Genomic DNA, 18,724 nt, shown 5'->3' on the forward strand with positions numbered 1-18,724 from the left:
CTTAGGCCCTGTAAAAAAGTCAGTCTAGAAACAACAGCTTGTATTGGGCTCAGCAGTTTCCAGATGCATCTCCTCAAGTGGTGCCTCTTTCAGATCTTTCAGTAATTTTTCCTCTTCGCTGATCTCCGGCTCAGGCAAAGCGGGCTGTTTCTGTTGATGTTTTTGATAGGCGTTCACCAGTTCATAAACAGCATAAGCAGCAATGATCACCAGAGCGGCTTGCCAGCAAATAGCTAGAGTACCGATAATCAGTGCTGGCATTACTGTATTTTTAATCATTGTATAAATAAAGTCATGCCTGGCGTTTTGGTGTTCCTGAATCAATTGTCTGACCCGTTCATCAAGAATCAATTGATCCGCCCAATAATCCTTGTCGTGCAGAGTATCGAACGGATCCTCACGATGCTGCCTGGCTAATTCGACAGCTTCCTGTAATCTTAATGTCTTTTCACGATACTCGCCAAACGCATCGGCTGATAAATACATGCCTACCGCGACTGCGCATAACGCATAGGACGCCAGGATAATTCCAGGGGGCGTGAATAGCAGGGCAGCGGAAAATCCCATCACCAGCAAACTGGCCGCTGCGGCATTAAATAGGAATTTGGCATTGGCTGCTTCCCATTTTAAATCCAGTTCACGAAGCTGGGCACGGACCGCTTCATGACGTGCTTTCAACTGCCGGCTTTCTTTATCATCAACATCGCCTTTTCTCTGCAAATGATGTTCAATGTCAGCTAACTCCTGCACATACTGCTTACGTTTTATATCGTATTCCCGATGGGCAAGAAAGCGGCGCCACATAATCATGGCCACGTCGAAGACCAGAAAACCGGCGGTGATCCAGCCGGCAGCCGGGGCGGAGATATGGAAAAAGCTGTTATAATTGGTAATACCGTTTACGGTAGCCCAGACAATGTCATTTAAAAAATTGCAATGACGTTTGTACAGTTCATCCATGAACCTCTCGGTTCTGGTTCTTGATTTTTCTTCTTCCGTGGGGAAGAAAGTATGTTTAATTAAAGCCAGCGAATCCAGCATAAAACGTGAAGCAAAAAAACCGACGCTCAATGCACGAAAAATTGAATTGGGTAATTCAAAAGTATGAATTATTTTTTCGGCATCAATGTGGTGGCCTACCAGTTTATCGAGTTTTTCAAGCACATGGGTATCACGAGCCAATCGTAAACCACTACTTAGAGTCATGCGACAAAATGCCCAATAAAGACGGCAAACGTTCAGGTAAGCAATTTTGTTACGTAACAAGGATAAATGTAGAGGCGTTTCTGCCAGATCAAGCAAACCTTCCTTAATCTTTTTGAGTAGATGTGCCAAAAATGACTCACGCGCTTTTAGCGTTTCTACATTGTTTTTTTCAATCCGATTTTTGATTTGTTGGCGAAGTAATGCATAGAGCTCAGCCTTGTTTTTCAGATCCTTATCACGGTCGCGATAATACTGATGGTAGGCATTAGCCTTATAGACCTCCTCGAGCATTAAACAGCAGAGATAAGCCCATATCCATATTTCAACATTGTCCTGCTGCCTTGCGAGCTTTTTATCCATGCTGCCGAGAATGTCATAGAGTTCCTGCTCTATCAGTGTTTTGTTGGGAGCAATGGAGCGAAAGTTGAGAATATCTTCATACTCATCGTCTTCCAGTTCGGTGCTTTCGTTTTTAAGATGATAACGCATATACTCTTCCACTGCAGTGGTCGTTTGCAGTTGTTTCTCAAAAAATCGTTCTTTTTGATTCAGGAAATTTGTATATGCCGTGTCAACCATAGTTCAATCCATAAAATGCGCAGTAAGCCGAATTTATAACTTATCATGGCTAAAGCCAAGAAACAAGACTTTCTGTATTTTATTTTTTCAATCTGCCGATAGAAAAACAATTGATATTTTACGGATTAACTCAGCTTGCTTCGAGAATTGCCGCAACCCCCATACCCCCAGCGGTACAGATTGAAATTAAACCGCGGCCACTGCCTTTTTGATGCAGCATCTTGGCAAGACTGGCTACTATCCGGGTTCCTGTTGCCGCAAATGGATGGCCTAAAGCAACACTGCCCCCCTTAATATTCAACAGTGAGCGATCAATCGAACCCATTGGACTGTTTCTGGATAAAACCCGCTTGCAATACTCCGCAGATTCCCAGGCTTTCAAAGTACAAAGAACTTGCCCGGCGAATGCCTCATGTATTTCATAAAAGTCAAAGCTCTGAAGCGTTAAACGATTGCGTTTCAATAACTCACTCACCGCAATGGTAGGCGCCATGAGTAAGCCTTCACCGGCAACAAAATTGACCGCAGCGACCTCAGCATCCACAAAACGAGCCAGTATGGGTTGATGCAATTCTTTGGCGCGGCTTTCAGAAAGCAGGTAAACAGCAGATGATCCATCCGTAAGCGGAGTGCTGTTTCCGGCAGTGAGACTGCCCTTTCCACTGGTCGTATCAAAAACCGGCTTTAATCTGGCTAACGTTTCAAAAGACGCATTACTTCGTAAAATACCGTCTTTTTTTAATCCCATATATTCTAAAACCAAATCATCATAAAATCCTTCCTCATAAGCCTTTGCACCATGCTGATGACTTAACAGGGTCAACTCATCCTGTGCTTCCCTGCTAATCTGCCATTCCTTGACCATTTTTTCGGTGTGCTGTCCCATTGATAGCCCTGTTCTTGGTTCGACAACCCCCGGATATTGGGGACTTAAATCAGAAGGCCTGAACGCCAGCAAAGCTTTAAGCTTTGAAGAAAAATCCTTCGCCTGTTTAAGCTGCGTTAGTTTCAAACTAAAGGAGCTCGGAAGCATCACCGGAAAATCGCTGTTGGTGTCGACACCGCCGGCAATTCCATCTTCTATCTGATAGTTGGCAATTTTGAGAGCAATCTGCAGACTGGCTTCCAGACTGGTACCGCAGGCGCGTTGCAAGGTATAGCCCGGTGTTGCCGGATTTAAACTGCTTCCGAGCACACATTCTCGTGATAAATTCCAGTTAAAAGGGCTGGTAATCACCGCTCCAAGAGCTACATCACCAACCAGCTGATTTTCCAGTTTGAATTTTTTAACCAATGCCTGAAGAGAGGCAATCATAAGCTCCTGAGTGCTTACGTCACTATAACTTCCCATTGATTTTACGAAAGGGGTACGAATACCCCCTGCAATATAGACCGGCCGAGTTTTCATTACGCATCCTTATTACTCTTTATTACTATAGTTTAGCCGGGTTAGGAGAAGTAAGAACAATCGTATTTTATTTGCCAATACAAAAACTGGAAAATATTTTTCCTAGCAAATCATCGGAACTGAACTCACCGGTAATTTCGCATAACCGCAGATGAGCCAGCCGCAAATCTTCTGCCAGCAGTTCACCTGCTTTGATATTGACTAATTGATCCAGGCCTTTGATTAGGAATTGATGAGCTTGTTCGAGCGCTTGCAAATGTCTCCTGCGGGCGATGAATTGGCCTTCAGATGCCTGATAGCCGACAATAGTTTTTATTTTTGTTTTTAATGCCTCAATCCCTTGCCCTGATTTCGCTGAAATGTAGATAGCATCTTTGTCAGGTAAAGCGGATGGATTGAGGTCAATTTTATTAAACACTTTTACCAGAGGAACCGCCTGCGGAAGATTAGCTCTGACTTCATCACTAATGGTACAGTCTGCATGATCAGTGGATATATCCATAATCATTAGTACACAATCAGCCTGTCTGACTGCCTGCCAGGCGCGCTTTATTCCTTCCTGCTCCACGATATCTTCACTTTCACGAAGACCGGCAGTATCGATAAAATGTACAGGCAAGTCATCCAGTAATACTTCTTCTCGCATGATGTCACGGGTGGTACCAGCAATATCAGTAACGATTGCCACTTCCCGTCCAGCTAAATGATTTATTAATGTTGACTTACCCGCATTGGGCTTGCCAACTATTACGATTGAAAGGCCCTCTCTTAAAAGAGCCCCCTGATTGGCATTGGCACGCAGGGATTGTAATTCAGCAAGAATCGATTGCAATTTTTGTAAAATTTTTCCGTCACTGAGAAAATCCACTTCTTCCTCGGGAAAATCAATTGCAGCTTCGACATACATCCTCAAATGAATAATCTGCTCGTTTAATGCATGGATTTTTTTAGAAAACTCACCCTGAAGAGAACGAACTGCCATCCTCGCAGCAGTTAGGGTACTGGCATGAATCAGATCAGCAATGGCTTCTGCCTGAGTTAGATCAATTTTATCATTTAAAAAAGCCCGTTCGGAAAACTCGCCCGGGCGGGCAAGTCTTGCACCACATGCAAGGCATTCATTTACCAGATAATCCAGAACTACTGGAGAACCATGTCCCTGAAACTCAACCACTTCTTCACCGGTAAACGAATGAGGGTTTTTAAAATAAAGAATCAGCCCCTGGTCGATTATTTCCTGATTCAAATTATAGAAACTGGTATAAGTGGCCTGACGGGGGATTAATTGATTTTGACCGCTTAGCTTAAGTCCAATTTCATAAGCGAGAGGCCCGGAAACTCGAACAATACCCACTCCTCCGCGACCAGGAGGAGTGGCTATAGCAACTATGCTGTCATTATTCATTTACTTGACGGTAACCATTTTTTTATTGACCGGTTTATCATCACTGTACTTACGGGTGATATACCATTGCTGCAAAATTGACAGTGTATTATTCACAATCCAGTATAAAACCAGGCCAGCAGGAAAACTCCAGAACAGCGCGGTAAATAATACTGGTAAAAACATCATCACTTTGGCCTGGGTCGGATCGGGAGGAGCAGGGTTGAGTCTTTGCTGAATCAGCATGGTAGCTCCCATAATTATGGGCAGTACATGATAGGGATCAGCCGCTGACAAGTCCTTGATCCAGAACATAAAGGGAGCCTGGCGTAATTCAACACTTTCAAGCAATACCCAGTATAGAGCGATAAAGACAGGAATCTGGACCAGGATAGGTAAGCAACCTCCTAAAGGATTCACCTGTTCCCCACGATAAAGCTCCATCGTAGCCTGGCTCAGTTTGGCTTTATCATCGCCATATCGTTCCCGCAAAGCCTGTAATTTAGGCTGAAGTTTGCGCATACCAGCCATCGATTTGTAACTGCTTGCTGACAATCGGTAAAAAGCCAGTTTGATTAGTACTGTAACCAGTACAATAGACCATCCCCAATTGCCTATCACCGAATGAATAGCCTTCATTATGGAAAACAGGATAGAGGATAAAAACCATAACCAGCCATAGTCCACTGTCAGCTCAAGCCCAGGTGCTATTCCCTGGAGTACCTCAGTATTTTCGGGACCAACGTATAAGCCCGCGGCTATATTCTCTGACTCACCAGGCTTCACATGTATTGCCGGACTTACTGAACCAATTGTGTAATCTCCCGCTGAAGCACGGGTGTAAATTGTATTTTTAGCTTCTTTAGCTGGAATCCAGGAGCTTAAAAAATAATGCTGCTGCATAGCAATCCAGCCGCCATCAGCCTGCGCATTCAAATTATTCTTGTCCATATCCTTGAAGCTGACTTTCTTATATTTCGACTGTCCGGGTATAGAATAGGAGGCGCCTGTGTATGAACCTACATGAAACATGCTGGATTTATCTTCTTCAGGAGTTGACCGCAGCAACTGCGTGTTCATATAGCCTTTCCAGGGTTCATTCCCCTGATTGCTGATAACATAGGCAACATTAATCAGATAACTACCCCGAGTGAAAGTAAATGTTTTTTTCACTTTCAAACCATTAGTGGTTTCACCTTCCAGTGTGACTACTAAACTGTTTTGCCCAGGTTCCATCTGATAATTATTACTGGCAGTCGTGTAATTCAAATCGAGAGTATCGATCTGTTTGCCGTCATGAATAAACAAGCTGCTGTTCGCAACATACTGCTGGTCGGGTTGCTCGTTCAGAATGGTGATCGGCTTATCCTGCTCGGAAACACTAACCGGGTAATTCAGCAAGTTAGCACGGACGACATCTCCTTGCCGGGTATCAATCATCATGTTAAACACATCGGTTTTTACATGGATTAATTGCCCGGTTTTTTCATTAGCAGAGGAAACGCCTTGTTCTTTAATTGCTGAACCGGAAGTATTACTTTCAGTTCCCGGTATATTGGGCAGCAGTTTATTGCCGCTGGAAGTGGATGTATTGGCAGCGCTTAGAGGTTGCGGTGCAGGATAGTCCATTTGCCAATTGGTCCATAAGGTATAAATTATCAGCGCTAGGGCTGCGTATAACACGATTCGTCGGGTATCCATTAAGGTTTCTCTTCTTTCGGTAATACAGGATCAAATCCTCCATCAGCCCAAGGATGGCAGCGTAACAAGCGGCCTATGGCGAACCATATTCCTTTGCAAATGCCAAATTGTTGAATTGCTGAGAGGGCATAGTCAGAACAGCTCGGATAAAACCGGCAGCATGGGCGCATAACAGGTCGAATGAGCAATTGATACAGCTTGATTGGTATTCCAGCTAACTGGCGTAAAATTTGGTTAGTTTTTCCCATGCTGAACCCAGTTTTGTACAAATTGACTCATTGCTTGAATTAATTACACCAGGACGCGCCAAAATTACAATATCCACAGCTGGCAGGCTGCTGTGCCTGAAACTTTCGCGTAACAGGCGCTTCAGGCGATTTCGATGGCAGGCTTGCGGTATTGCTTTTTTTGATAGGGCAAACCCAATCCGTGCAGACTGCTCAGAATTTTTGCAATGAAGTATTACAAAATCCGATGTTACAGTCTTGTTAGCCTGACTAAACACGCGATTAAACTCTTTTTTGTTGGTTAACCGGCGTGCTCTGGTGAATCGATACACTTAGGCAGATAAACGTTTACGTCCTTTGGCTCGACGACGCTTTAATACCAGACGACCACCTCGAGTTGACATGCGTTGACGAAAACCGTGATCACGCTTGCGTTTCAAATTACTGGGTTGAAAAGTTCTTTTCATAATAAACCGGATCTTTAGGATTTAGAGGTGGGCAATGATAGTGGACTTTAATTATTCTGTCAAATCCCTGTTTTGTTTGTGGTCGGCTGTAAATAATAAAAAAATTATATAGTTTATCTTTTGTGTTTATTATATAGAGACACAAGATCTGTTGATAACTCAATAAATTTAAATAAAATCATGAGTTTAATTAAACATCTATCTTGTTTATAAACCTTGATCTTCACAGGAATGCTTTGTTGGTATATTAGTGACATCAGTTTTCAGGCTCATTTCATTCAACTTTATACACAGATTTTATAGCCCCATATATACAAACTATTATTATTATCGTACAGTCATTCAAAGTTCGCTGTTTTATGTTCATTTATGAGTATTAAAATAAGAGATGCTGAGATAAACGACATTGATCCCATTTTGTCGCTTCTTAAAGAGTTAGCTGTTTTTGAAGAAAAACTACCCCAGAACAATGGTCTGACTCGTGAAAAGCTGGTAGATCATGTCTTTGAAAAGCAGTATATTTCGCTATTGGTGGCTGAGGAAAACAATGCCGTCGCCGGTCTGGCCATATATCATTATACTTATTCCGTTTCGGTTGGGGCGCGGGCTCTGTATCTGGAGGATCTGTTTATTTCAGAAGAGCATCGACATCATCGACTTGGCACACTTCTTTTATCCAGGCTTGCTCAAATTGCGCTTGATAATGAATGTTGTCGCCTGGAATGGCACACCTTTTCCTGGAATGAACAGGCAGTAAATTTTTATACCAGCCTGAATTGTGTTTTTCGACCCGATTCAATTCCAGTACGATTACAAGGAGAGCCGCTTGTCGAATTAGCTAAATTTCTTGAGAACTGACTTGTTCTAACGGCGAATTATTGTGTGGGATATATTTAAGCTGTCCTCAATATGTACTGAGGGGCGAGGGTACCTGAATTGACTTGTTAGGTGGTATAAGAAGTACATGGCAGTACTGATTTTAGATTAAGCGGATTAGAATGCTATCTCTTGGCTTCAATAAAATTTGCTTAATTTTTGTGGATAAGCCTGTTTTTTTCATTATCTACAGGTATAATTGGTTCCCCAATATTTTTTTTACTATTCAACGCAAGCTATTTATAAGCTTTTTCGTTGGTGTTTATATTTCTGATAAATGTCGTCCCCCTTTGGGTGATTGCCATTACGTTAAGAAAATGTCGTCATTCCCGCGCAGGCGGGAAACCATTTCTCAGTTGGCATTATAGCGAGCTCAGAGATGGTTCCCCGCCTGCGCGGGGAGGACAGTTATACAATTGAGCTTAACTTAATGGCAGTGAACAGTTGGGTGACTTGCCACAAGCAGGATGGATCTAATGGCAGTACTACGTTGATTCATTGCAAAGTGTTGCAATGTAATTTGTTATGAGGAGTGTTCTGTGTCCGTATCACTTTGGCAGAGATGCGCTAAGCTTTTAGAAGAAGAGTATCCGCCGCTGCTATTCAATACATGGCTACGTCCGTTACAAGCTAAATATCAGGACAACCATTTAGTTTTACTAGCCCCTAACAAATTTATCGTTGAATGGATTAAACAGAATTTTTTTACTCGTATTCGTGAACTGGTTATGCAGTTGGCTGGCGATCAGGTTTCTTCAGTGACTATTGCTATTGGAAGTAGCGAGCCTGTTATTACCCCCTCAACAGCTCAGGCAGCGACAGGGATTGACTCCAATATTTCTTCCCCCAGCAGCAATGAAGAAAGCAAGCAGGTATATGTAAAAACTGCCACTAAAAAAACGGCTGATTATAAGAACAGCTATTTGAATAAAAAGTTTCATTTTGGAAGCTTTGTTGAAGGTAATTCCAACCAATTGGCAAGAGCGGCTTCATTGCAGGTCGCCGAGCGTCCGGGTGACGCTTATAATCCGCTGTTTATTTATGGCGGCGTTGGTTTGGGTAAAACGCATTTAATGCATGCCATTGGCAATATGATTCTGAAAAATAATCCTGAAGCCAAGGTGCTCTATCTGCATTCCGAACGCTTTGTGGCCGATATGGTTAAAGCCTTGCAGACTAATTCCATTAATGAGTTCAAACGATTTTATCGTTCCTTAAATGCATTGCTTATCGATGATATCCAGTTTTTTGCAGGTAAAGATCGTTCACAGGAGGAGTTTTTCCATACATTCAATGCCTTACTTGAAGGCCAGCAGCAAATTATCCTTACCAGTGATCGCTATCCCAAGGAAATCGAGGGAATGGAAGAGCGTTTAAAGTCTCGTTTTGGCTGGGGATTGACTGTGGCTGTTGAACCTCCGGAACTAGAGACACGGGTTGCTATTTTAATGAGCAAAGCAGAGCAATCCAGTATTGAGCTTCCCTATGAGGTTGCTTTTTTTATTGCCAAGCGAATCCGCTCCAATGTCAGGGAGTTAGAAGGGGCCTTGCGGCGAGTTATCGCTAATGCTCATTTCACAGGTAAACCCATTACCATCGATTTTGTTCATGAAGCCTTGCGTGATCTGCTAGCCCTGCAGGATAAGCTCGTAACTATCGAGAATATCCAGAAAACAGTTGCTGAGTACTACAAAGTAAAAGTAGCGGATCTGCTTTCCAAGCGTCGAAGCCGCTCTATTGCACGACCTCGGCAAATGGCGATGGCATTAGCGAAAGAATTGACCAATCATAGCTTACCTGAAATTGGTGATCATTTTGGCGGTCGTGATCATACCACCGTACTGCATGCATGCCGAAAAGTGAAAGAACTTTTGCAAGATGAAAGCAGTTTTGCAGAGGATTATAAAAACCTTATGCGTATATTGTCTTCTTAAGGAAAAAAGGTGCTAAGTTTTAGTGTTGCAAAAAGTGATTTGTTACCACGTTTATTAGTAGTTTCCGGGGCTGTGGATAAACGACAAAGCCTTGCTATTTTGTCCAATATTTTACTAGGTGTTGACAATAATCAGTTAACTCTGACGGCAACTGATCTTGAAATGGAAATTGCCTCGACTCTTGACTGCACTTCAGAAGTTCCTGGCGGCAAACTGACCGTTCCCGCAAAAAAGTTTATTGATATAATCCGTTCTCTTGATGACGATGCCAGGCCTACTATCAGCCTTCAGACCAATGCGCTGTTGATTAAGTCGGGTCGCAGCCAGTTCAAGCTGGCTACCTTGCCAGCTGAGCAATTTCCTGCTTGCAATCAGGAACAATCAGAATTCCAGTTTTCTATTGCACGAACAGCCCTAATCCATCTTTTTCAATCGACTCATTTTGCAATGTCTCAGCAAGATGTGCGGATTTTTCTGAATGGTCTTTTATTCAATGTCGATCCTTCATTAATTACCAGCGTTGCCACCGATGGTCATCGAATGGCTATTTGCAAGTATGAATGTGATACAGGTATTAGTGACCAGCGATTTTTACTTCCAAGAAAGGGTATTCAGGAAATGCTGCGTCTGCTGAATTCGATTGAAGACGAGACCGTTACTGTAATGGCGGGCAAGTCACATTTTCGACTGAACACCTCTGTTTATTCCTTTACTTCAAAATTGATAGAAGCGCGTTACCCTCCCTACATGAAAGCGATTCCTGTGGATAATGATAAATTCGTGCTTATAGAAAAAGATCCCTTGAAGCGAGCTTTGTCGCGCATAGTCATTCTTGCACATGAAAAGTCACGTGCGGTTTTGATGCATATTCAGCCCGGCGCCGGTATAACCTTGATTGCTAATAATCAGGAACAGGAGGAGGCGCGTGAGCAATTGGAAGCCCAAGTCGATGGCAGTGAATTAAAAATCGGGATTAATGCGAGTTACTTACTTGATGTTTTAAATTTCATTTCAGATAGTCATGTTCGTTTATCCATGTCCAATACCGATAGAAGTATTTTGGTTGAATCACTGACTGACGAATATTATCAATATATCATTATGCCTATGAAGTTATGAAGCTAGCCGAATTATCAATTCATCACTTACGTAATTTCGATTCTTCACATTTTAATCTTCATCCTCATATCAATATTATTCGCGGTGTGAATGGCAGCGGTAAAACGAGCTTTCTCGAAGCTATTCACCTGTTATCAACTGGCCATTCATTTAGAACACGCGAAACCGCTAGCCTGGTTACATTAGGTCAGGGGGAAACCATCGTTTTTGCTAGAACTTCAGATGAACAAACTGTTAGTATAAAAAAGATTCTCCGTGGCACCAGTACTGCCCGAATTAACCACCAGCCCTGTTTGTCTGCCAGTCAATTAGCTAGTTTCCTCGCTTGTCAGATTTTCTATCAAACAATTTTCCAAATTATCGATGCTGGACCTTCTTATCGTCGTGAGCTTCTTGATTGGGGTGTGTTTCACGTGGAACATTCCTATTTTCAAGTTTGGAGGGATTATCATCAGGCTTTAAAACAACGTAATGCCTTACTTAAGCAATCAGCCAGGCCTGAATTGCTTTATCCATGGAATAAGCTAATGAGTGATTTAGCGGAATTGATTCATCAGCATCGCTTACGGTATTTCGATAGGCTTCGTATTCAATTCAATACGAGGCTTAGTGAGTTAACTCAAATCAATGCATCTGTTTCCTATTACAAAGGTTGGGATAAGAAGACTGAGGGACGCTCCTTAGAATCAGTACTGGATTCAAGCTATAGCAGTGATCTTTATCGTCAATTTACACAGTATGGAGTTCATAATGCAGACATTGTCATTCAGTCAGAAGATACCAGCCTCAAGGCAAAATCTTATTTCTCACGCGGCCAACAGAAGATTCTCTTACTGGCACTTAAATTTGCTCAGATCGATTTGTTAGACAGATCCTGCATACTTCTTATGGATGATCTAAGTTCTGAATTGGACCGTATTCATCTCGATAATATAATGCAATATATTAGTGGGTCCCCTAATCAGTTTTTTATTACAGCTAAGCCCGATGATCTTCCGTCTGAGCAGTGGAAAAAACTGGACAGTAAAGAAATCATTCTACGCTAGAACCTTGTCTAATGTTTCACGTGAAACAAAGAAGATAGACTTAAATATCAATAATATCCGGAACATTCTAATCCAGGCATGTAAAGAAGAACGATTTAATGCTATAATTTCATTTTTGCGACAACGGCATGTAGAGGAATCTTTTATGAGTGTTGATGCTAGTTATGACTCATCGAATATTAAAGTTTTGAAGGGATTAGATGCAGTCAGAAAACGCCCAGGCATGTACATCGGTGATACCGATGATGGCACGGGACTGCATCACATGGTTTTCGAGGTGGTTGACAATTCAATTGACGAAGCCTTGGCTGGCCATTGCAAGGAAATCCATGTGCGCATCCATGCAGACGAGTCGATCACTGTAAAAGATGATGGGCGAGGGATTCCCGTGGATATTCACAAAGAGGAAGGACGATCTGCCGCCGAAGTCATTATGACTGTACTTCATGCCGGTGGTAAGTTCGATGACAACTCCTATAAGGTGTCAGGCGGTCTTCATGGCGTAGGTGTTTCGGTGGTTAACGCATTATCCGAAGAGTTGCATCTGCTGATACGTCGCCATGGTAAAGTACATGAACAGCACTATCGTAATGGCGTTCCTGATGCTCCGCTTACCGCAACGGGTGAAGCGAGCTCAACAGGAACTCAAGTGTGGTTTAAACCAAGTGCAAATACATTCTCCAATATTGAATTCCATTATGATATCTTAGCCAAACGTCTGCGAGAGCTGTCCTTTTTGAACTCTGGCGTTTGTATTCATCTTTTTGATGAACGAACACAAAAACAGGATACATTCCGCTATGAGGGGGGTATAAAAGCATTCGTTGAGCATTTGAATCGCAATAAAACTCCGATTATGCCAATCGTATTTTCTCTGACTGGAGAAAAAGACAACATTCAAATCGAATTGGCCATGCAATGGAATGACTCATTCCAGGAAACTATTTTTTGCTTTACAAATAATATACCGCAGCGGGATGGCGGCACTCATTTAGCAGGATTTCGTGCTGCATTAACCAGAACCTTGAATAACTACATTGAGAATGAAGGTTTTGCCAAAAAGGCTAAAATCACCACTACTGGTGATGACGCGCGAGAAGGATTAACCGCAGTATTGTCAGTAAAAGTTCCTGATCCCAAGTTTTCTTCACAGACTAAAGACAAGCTGGTTTCCTCAGAAGTCAAAGCGGCTGTTGAATCACTGGTTGCCGAAAAATTAAATGACTTTTTATTAGAGAATCCCGCAATTGCCAAGTCAATTGTGGGTAAAATCATTGATGCTGCCAGAGCAAGAGAAGCTGCCCGACGAGCACGTGAAATGACACGTCGAAAAGGGGCTTTGGACATTGCCGGCCTTCCTGGAAAGCTGGCTGATTGCCAGGAAAAAGATCCAGCGCATTCCGAACTTTATATCGTTGAGGGAGATTCTGCGGGTGGATCTGCAAAACAGGGAAGAGATCGAAAATTCCAGGCAATCCTGCCATTAAAAGGCAAGATTCTCAATGTGGAAAAGGCACGCTTTGATAAAATGCTTTCCTCTCAGGAAGTAGCTACTCTGATTACTGCCTTAGGCTGTGGAATTGGCCCTGATGAATATGATCCCGACAAAATTCGTTATCACCGTATTATCATTATGACCGACGCTGACGTCGATGGTTCGCATATCAGAACGCTGCTTTTGACGTTTTTTTATCGGCAAACACCAGAATTGATTGAAAGAGGTTATATTTATATTGCTCAGCCCCCTCTATACAAGGTTAAACGCGGCAAACAGGAACAATATGTAAAAGATGATGAAGCGCTTAATGATTATTTAACTCAAAGTGCCCTTGAAGGTGCATCATTTTCTCCAGGCACAGATGCACCAGCGATTACATCCAAGGCGCTAGAAGATCTGGTAATGCAATTTAGACGTGTTGAAAAAATTATCAAACGCCATTCAAGACGTTACAGTGCCGATATCCTTAAACGGATTGCCTATCTGCCTAGCCTGCATGCTGATGATTTTAATAATCATGAAGTCATCAATAATTGGGCTAATCAGTTGCATCAGAGCTTACAGCAGATTGGCGCGAAAACCCATCACTATTCTGTCGATGTTATTCATAATACAGAAAGTGATCATCATTTACCTCGTGTTACTGTAACTCAGCACGGTATGGATTCTCATATTATTCTTAATGCCGAGTTCTTCTTCTCCAAGGATTATCGTGAAATCATTCAATTAGGTTCTAAACTGGCAAACCTGATTGAAGAAGGGGCTGAAATAAAACGAGGGGAAAAATCCCTGGCTGTAGAGAGCTTTGAGCAAGCTCTGGCATGGATTTTGGAAGAAGCCAAGCGCGGTCAAACTATACAGCGATATAAAGGATTGGGTGAAATGAACCCTGAGCAATTGTGGGAAACCACAATGGATCCGGAAGTACGGCGTATGCTGCAAGTAAGTATCGAAGATGCAGTAGCGGCGGATGAAATATTCACTTGCCTGATGGGAGATCAGGTAGAACCACGACGTGACTTTATTGAATCCAATGCATTGGAAGCTGAAAATATTGATGTTTGATGAGTGTTCATCGCTGAAATTGATTTAAAACCCTCTCTCTAGCTCTCTCCCTGAGGGAGAGAGGACTTTATGGATAATCTTTAAATTAATCCCGCCACACATACTATTTTCTCATCATGCACATATAAACGTAAATCTATGAGAAATCCACTCTCCCAGGATGGGAGAGTGCCAGGTGCACTGCCATTCAGTTAAGGACTTCTGTCATTCCCGCGAAAGGCGGGAATCTATTCATCAGTTGGCATTGTGGCTCGCTCAGAGATGGATCCCCTCCTTTCGCGTAGATGACAGTTTCATATACAAGTGATCTTAACTTAACTTAATGGCAGTGAGGGCTAGGGGAGAGTTGATCTTTACCCTTTTACCTCTGAGTGTTAAAAATATGAGGAATTTCTCTTAAGTTGAATGCTGTATGCCTGCTATCAAATTTCAAAGTTCTTTAAAATTGATAAAGGTAAATTGAATAATCAAGAATGGATAATTTTAAAAAAAATAATTCAGTTTGAGACAAAAGAAAAAGCCACATCCTTGCGGCGAAGCACATTCCATGTGCTGGTCCCTTCGCTGACTTCCTGTCAGACAATCCCTGTCATCCCTTTAATTTAAGTATACTTAAATCTGGTTTTTACTCCTAAGGTTATATGATGACGCTGCTGTAAGAAATATCTCAAAACAATGTCAGCAAAGAACCCGATTAGTGGCTGCTACCCCAGCTCCAGCAAGATCCCTTTTTCTCCTCTTCCGTATCGCTGTCAGAATAATAGGCGCCATCGTCTTTGGCTTTAGAAGTAGAGCAACCTCCAAATATACCGCACTTGACTTTTCCAGGATTCACTGATTTAGGAGAGTCGGGCGCATCGGATTTAGAAGCAGCGTTTTTACCTTGACGAGAGATTTCAAAATCGGAGTCGTCGCCATGATCATGTGCTGCTCTTACCTTGTTCTTCACCAAGTCGGCAATTTCAGTAAATATATTAGAGCCTTCCTTTGGACAAAGCGCAGTTAAGTGATTACAGGCTGCTGCACGATTTGCTAAATTCATGCCTGCGATGCGTTTTGCCAGATCTTCCTTCGCACTAGTAATACCAGGTCGAGTGCCGACATTGGGATAAGTTGCAAAATGCTTGGTCAGTTTCTCCAAATGCGTGACTAATTCGCTGTCTTCTTTACAAGTCGCTAAAGAATCAATGTGGTCAGCTGCCTGCAATGCACGTTTAACATGTTGAGCAAAGCTATGCTTACTAGTGCCTAAAGCGCCCCTTACTACCGGGGTTTCCGGGAAAGCAGCTTTTACATTTCTTATTAATGAGTACAAATTGTTACCGGGTGTATTTTCAGCAAGTGACTGAGCTTTTCCCTGTTGAGATTTATTATCGCCCAGTAGTTCATTGGCAAAATCAGCATTGGCGTGAAATGTTTCTGGCTTGAAGTTTTGTGCCCAGGCCTTATAAGCAATATGGGGTTTATCTGTAATAACATTGACCCGATCAAATACGTGATAAGCATCCTGTATTTTTGTGGCAAAGGGATTTGCTGCAGTTGCGCGCAGCGCCTGAGTTCTTGGAGTGAGGCTGCTCAATTGCTCCTTCGGGCAGTTACGAACGACGTTAACGGCAATTAAACGTTGTGTTTCTTCGTCCAGCTCATTCATTACAGCGTGGTTTTCAGGTTGATCTATGGATCCATCATTAAAAAGTGCAGCATATGCATCCTGTGATTTATCTGCCAGACCAGCTAGCGCTTCTTTAGAAAATTGCATGTAAAACTCCTTCTATAGTTGGGTACTGCCCCGATTTGTTCATACTGTCATTCTGACGGGCGAATAAATAGTAACTTAATCAACAACAGATGTAATGAAAAAAATTAAAGTTTTTTTTTGAGGGGTCGACATCAGTATTGAGTGTTGTTGGCCTCAATAATAATAATAAGGAGAGGGCAATGTCTAAAAATTCCTTACTGCAAGATCCATTTCTGAATGAACTACGCAAAGAAAAAGTACCAGTGTCCGTGTTTCTGGTTAATGGGATTAAACTGCATGGGCTTGTGGATTCATTCGATCAATATGTTGTAATGTTGAAGAATTCGGTGACGCAAATGGTTTATAAACATGCCATATCAACGGTTGTTCCTGCCCGAATGATTAAAATTCCTACTGGTGAGGAAGATGAAAATATGGCAGACTGATAAAATAAAGACTTTGATTAATGGTAGTACTGAGTGTTTGAACGACCTAAAGCTGGCGAACGTGCCATTCTCGTGCAATTGGCTCTTCCTGAATTAAATGCAGAAAGAGCGCTACAGGAATTTAAAGAGCTGGCCACTTCAGCAAAAGCTGAGGTGGTTGCAGTTGTTACTGGCAGTAGAGCAGTACCTGAGGCGAAATATTATGTTGGCTTGGGTAAGGCAGAAGAAATTCAGCAGCAAGTGGAAGAGCATAAGGCGGAGCTGGTGCTGGTGAATCACGAGCTTTCTCCTTCTCAGGAGCGAAACCTTGAGCGATTGCTTCAATGCAGAGTCGTTGATCGCAGTGGTTTGATTCTTGATATTTTCGCCCAGCGCGCGCGAACATTTGAGGGAAAGTTGCAGGTTGAGCTGGCCCAATTGCAGCATTTGTCGACCCGGCTAGTACGCGGATGGACCCATTTGGAGCGTCAGAAAGGGGGAATTGGCTTAAGAGGCCCTGGTGAAACCCAGCTCGAAACTGACCGACGGCTGCTGCGTGAACGAATCCGCTATATTAATAAACGTCTGGAAAAAGTAAGGCGAAGCCGTGATCAAAACCGCCGTGCCAGGCAAAAAGCAGAAATGCCGACCGTCTCGCTGGTCGGTTATACTAACGCCGGAAAATCAACATTATTCAATGCCTTAACGGGTGAGCAAATCTATGCAGCCAACCAGTTGTTTGCAACGCTTGATCCCACCATGCGTAAGGTCGATCTGCCTGGCTCAGGGTCCATTATTCTAGCCGACACCGTAGGTTTCATTCGCGATCTGCCGCATCAGTTAGTGGAGGCCTTTCGTGCTACACTGGAGGAAACACAGGAAGCTGATCTGTTACTGCATGTGATTGATATTGCTGATCCTATCTGGCGGGAAAATGTAGCGGCTGTGGAACAGGTACTGGCTGAAATTGAGGTGGATGATATACCGATCATTCAGGTTTTTAACAAGATTGATCAGCAAGAGGGGTGGACACCCAGAGTCGATCAGCAAGAGGAAGGCAGCAAAGTCTGGCTATCCGCAAAAACCGGGATTGGACTTGATGGATTGCGCGAGGCAATTGCAATTCATTTGCACGGTCAGGTCAGTGATGAAATGCTGCGTCTTGCTCCTGATCAGGCAAAACTTCGTGCCAGCTTATATCAGTTGAATGCGGTAAAATCGGAAATCATTAATGAAGACGGCAGCTGGGAGCTCAATGTGCGCTTGACTAAAGCACAGAAAGCCGCTCTTTTTGATAAGCGATAACTGTCTGCTTTTCGTCTTTGCGAACTAAGTGAATCAATCCAGATCGAACCTTGAACAAAGTTAGGATCTGGATTGCTTCGCTAATGCTCGCAAAGACTATTTTTGCGCACTTCTTCCTAAACTAATTTGGAGTACAGATCCTCCCATAAGGGATTCGTTTTCTCAATCAGTTCTATCTTCTTTTGCCTTGATCCACCTTTGAGTTGCTTTTCTCGTGATATGGCACTCATGATATCTTCCGCTAGCTCATAGTACACGAGACTTTTACACCCATATCTTTTTGTGAACCCTTCGACTTCAGCAAACTTATGTTCATAAACTCTTTTTAGCAAATCGCTGGTAACACCAGTGTAAATAGTACCATTACGTTTATTTGCCATGATATATATAGCGGGTTGATATTCACGCATACCTTTGGTGTCCTTAAATGCTAGTTGGAAAAACTGTGATGCCTGTATTGCTTCCGTAATGCATGTATATCAGATAGTTACTGCGCTGTATAGTGAAGCACTCCGACCGTACTGGGTTGCTTCGCTGAAGCTCGTAAAGACGGTTTTTTGAATAAACTGCTGTCTTTACGAACAAAGTGAAGCAATCCAGATCGAGCCTTGAACGAAGTTAGGATATGGATTGCTTCGCTGACGCTCGCAAAGACGGTTTATCTGTATTTACCCAACAACATCTCCTCGCAATGACAGCATAGAAAACTGTTAGCTTTACAGAAACGGCTTCGCCTTTTACAATTC

The 18,724-nt window shown here is 42.7% G+C and carries 16 protein-coding genes; 7 read left to right on the plus strand and 9 right to left on the minus strand.

Features of this window, described 5'->3' with window-relative positions:
* Nucleotides 1-24 precede the first annotated feature (24 nt).
* From E1O89_RS06460 to rpmH, 7 genes are all read right to left on the minus strand, one after another.
* Nucleotides 25-1,785 carry a hypothetical protein gene (locus tag E1O89_RS06460; RefSeq protein WP_133139450.1) on the minus strand — a complete coding sequence of 587 codons (1,761 nt, stop codon included), beginning with the start codon at nucleotides 1,783-1,785 and terminating at the stop codon, nucleotides 25-27.
* Nucleotides 1,786-1,915: 130 nt separating this feature from the next.
* Nucleotides 1,916-3,193 (minus strand): acetyl-CoA C-acetyltransferase, encoded by a 1,278-nt coding sequence (locus E1O89_RS06465; protein ID WP_133139451.1) that lies wholly within the window; start codon nucleotides 3,191-3,193, stop codon nucleotides 1,916-1,918.
* 67 nt (nucleotides 3,194-3,260) lie between these two features.
* Complete coding sequence (gene mnmE / locus E1O89_RS15415) at nucleotides 3,261-4,598, minus strand: tRNA uridine-5-carboxymethylaminomethyl(34) synthesis GTPase MnmE (protein ID WP_165483084.1); 1,338 nt, start codon at nucleotides 4,596-4,598, stop codon at nucleotides 3,261-3,263.
* Nucleotides 4,599-6,278: a membrane protein insertase YidC gene (yidC, locus tag E1O89_RS15420; protein ID WP_165483085.1), complete on the minus strand. Its 1,680-nt coding sequence runs from the start codon at nucleotides 6,276-6,278 to the stop codon at nucleotides 4,599-4,601. It lies immediately after the preceding gene.
* Complete coding sequence (gene yidD, locus E1O89_RS06475) at nucleotides 6,278-6,526, minus strand: membrane protein insertion efficiency factor YidD (protein ID WP_112218790.1); 249 nt, start codon at nucleotides 6,524-6,526, stop codon at nucleotides 6,278-6,280. Before yidD ends, yidC begins: the two co-directional genes overlap by 1 nt.
* Nucleotides 6,493-6,837, minus strand: a complete 345-nt coding sequence (gene rnpA / locus E1O89_RS06480) for a ribonuclease P protein component (protein ID WP_133139452.1) — start codon at nucleotides 6,835-6,837, stop codon at nucleotides 6,493-6,495. The genes yidD and rnpA overlap by 34 nt, the downstream gene beginning before the upstream one ends.
* Nucleotides 6,838-6,972 (minus strand): 50S ribosomal protein L34, encoded by a 135-nt coding sequence (rpmH, locus tag E1O89_RS06485; protein ID WP_028372496.1) that lies wholly within the window; start codon nucleotides 6,970-6,972, stop codon nucleotides 6,838-6,840.
* Between the two features lie 369 nt (nucleotides 6,973-7,341).
* Between rpmH and E1O89_RS06490 the strand changes: the two genes are divergently transcribed.
* The 5 genes from E1O89_RS06490 to gyrB all read left to right on the plus strand — a co-directional run bounded on the left by E1O89_RS06490 (nucleotide 7,342) and on the right by gyrB (nucleotide 14,510).
* Nucleotides 7,342-7,830, plus strand: coding sequence for a GNAT family N-acetyltransferase (locus E1O89_RS06490; protein ID WP_133139453.1), 489 nt, complete (start codon nucleotides 7,342-7,344; stop codon nucleotides 7,828-7,830).
* A 557-nt stretch (nucleotides 7,831-8,387) separates the two neighbouring features.
* On the plus strand, nucleotides 8,388-9,782 hold the full coding sequence (dnaA, locus tag E1O89_RS06495) for a chromosomal replication initiator protein DnaA (RefSeq protein ID WP_133139454.1): 1,395 nt from the start codon (nucleotides 8,388-8,390) through the stop codon (nucleotides 9,780-9,782).
* Nucleotides 9,783-9,791: 9 nt separating this feature from the next.
* A complete protein-coding gene (dnaN, locus tag E1O89_RS06500) occupies nucleotides 9,792-10,901 on the plus strand; it encodes a DNA polymerase III subunit beta (protein WP_133139455.1) in 1,110 nt (369 codons plus the stop codon).
* Nucleotides 10,898-11,947 (plus strand): DNA replication/repair protein RecF, encoded by a 1,050-nt coding sequence (gene recF, locus E1O89_RS06505; RefSeq protein WP_133139456.1) that lies wholly within the window; start codon nucleotides 10,898-10,900, stop codon nucleotides 11,945-11,947. Before dnaN ends, recF begins: the two co-directional genes overlap by 4 nt.
* A gap of 145 nt (nucleotides 11,948-12,092) precedes the next feature.
* A complete protein-coding gene (gene gyrB, locus E1O89_RS06510) occupies nucleotides 12,093-14,510 on the plus strand; it encodes a DNA topoisomerase (ATP-hydrolyzing) subunit B (RefSeq protein ID WP_112218796.1) in 2,418 nt (805 codons plus the stop codon).
* A 694-nt stretch (nucleotides 14,511-15,204) separates the two neighbouring features.
* Here gyrB and E1O89_RS06515 read toward each other — a convergent pair.
* Nucleotides 15,205-16,269: a hypothetical protein gene (locus E1O89_RS06515; protein WP_133139457.1), complete on the minus strand. Its 1,065-nt coding sequence runs from the start codon at nucleotides 16,267-16,269 to the stop codon at nucleotides 15,205-15,207.
* 179 nt (nucleotides 16,270-16,448) lie between these two features.
* On the opposite strand from E1O89_RS06515, the gene hfq reads away from it, so the two are divergent.
* Nucleotides 16,449-16,694: an RNA chaperone Hfq gene (hfq, locus tag E1O89_RS06520; protein WP_133139458.1), complete on the plus strand. Its 246-nt coding sequence runs from the start codon at nucleotides 16,449-16,451 to the stop codon at nucleotides 16,692-16,694.
* Between the two features lie 33 nt (nucleotides 16,695-16,727).
* Nucleotides 16,728-17,978: a ribosome rescue GTPase HflX gene (gene hflX / locus E1O89_RS06525; RefSeq protein WP_133139459.1), complete on the plus strand. Its 1,251-nt coding sequence runs from the start codon at nucleotides 16,728-16,730 to the stop codon at nucleotides 17,976-17,978.
* 116 nt (nucleotides 17,979-18,094) lie between these two features.
* On the opposite strand, the gene E1O89_RS06530 is transcribed toward hflX, so the two are convergent.
* On the minus strand, nucleotides 18,095-18,388 hold the full coding sequence (locus tag E1O89_RS06530; RefSeq protein ID WP_133139460.1) for a GIY-YIG nuclease family protein: 294 nt from the start codon (nucleotides 18,386-18,388) through the stop codon (nucleotides 18,095-18,097).
* Nucleotides 18,389-18,724 lie beyond the last annotated feature (336 nt).

Source organism: Legionella genomosp. 1 (assembly GCF_900640215.1).
Classification (GTDB): domain Bacteria; phylum Pseudomonadota; class Gammaproteobacteria; order Legionellales; family Legionellaceae; genus Legionella_C; species Legionella_C quinlivanii_A.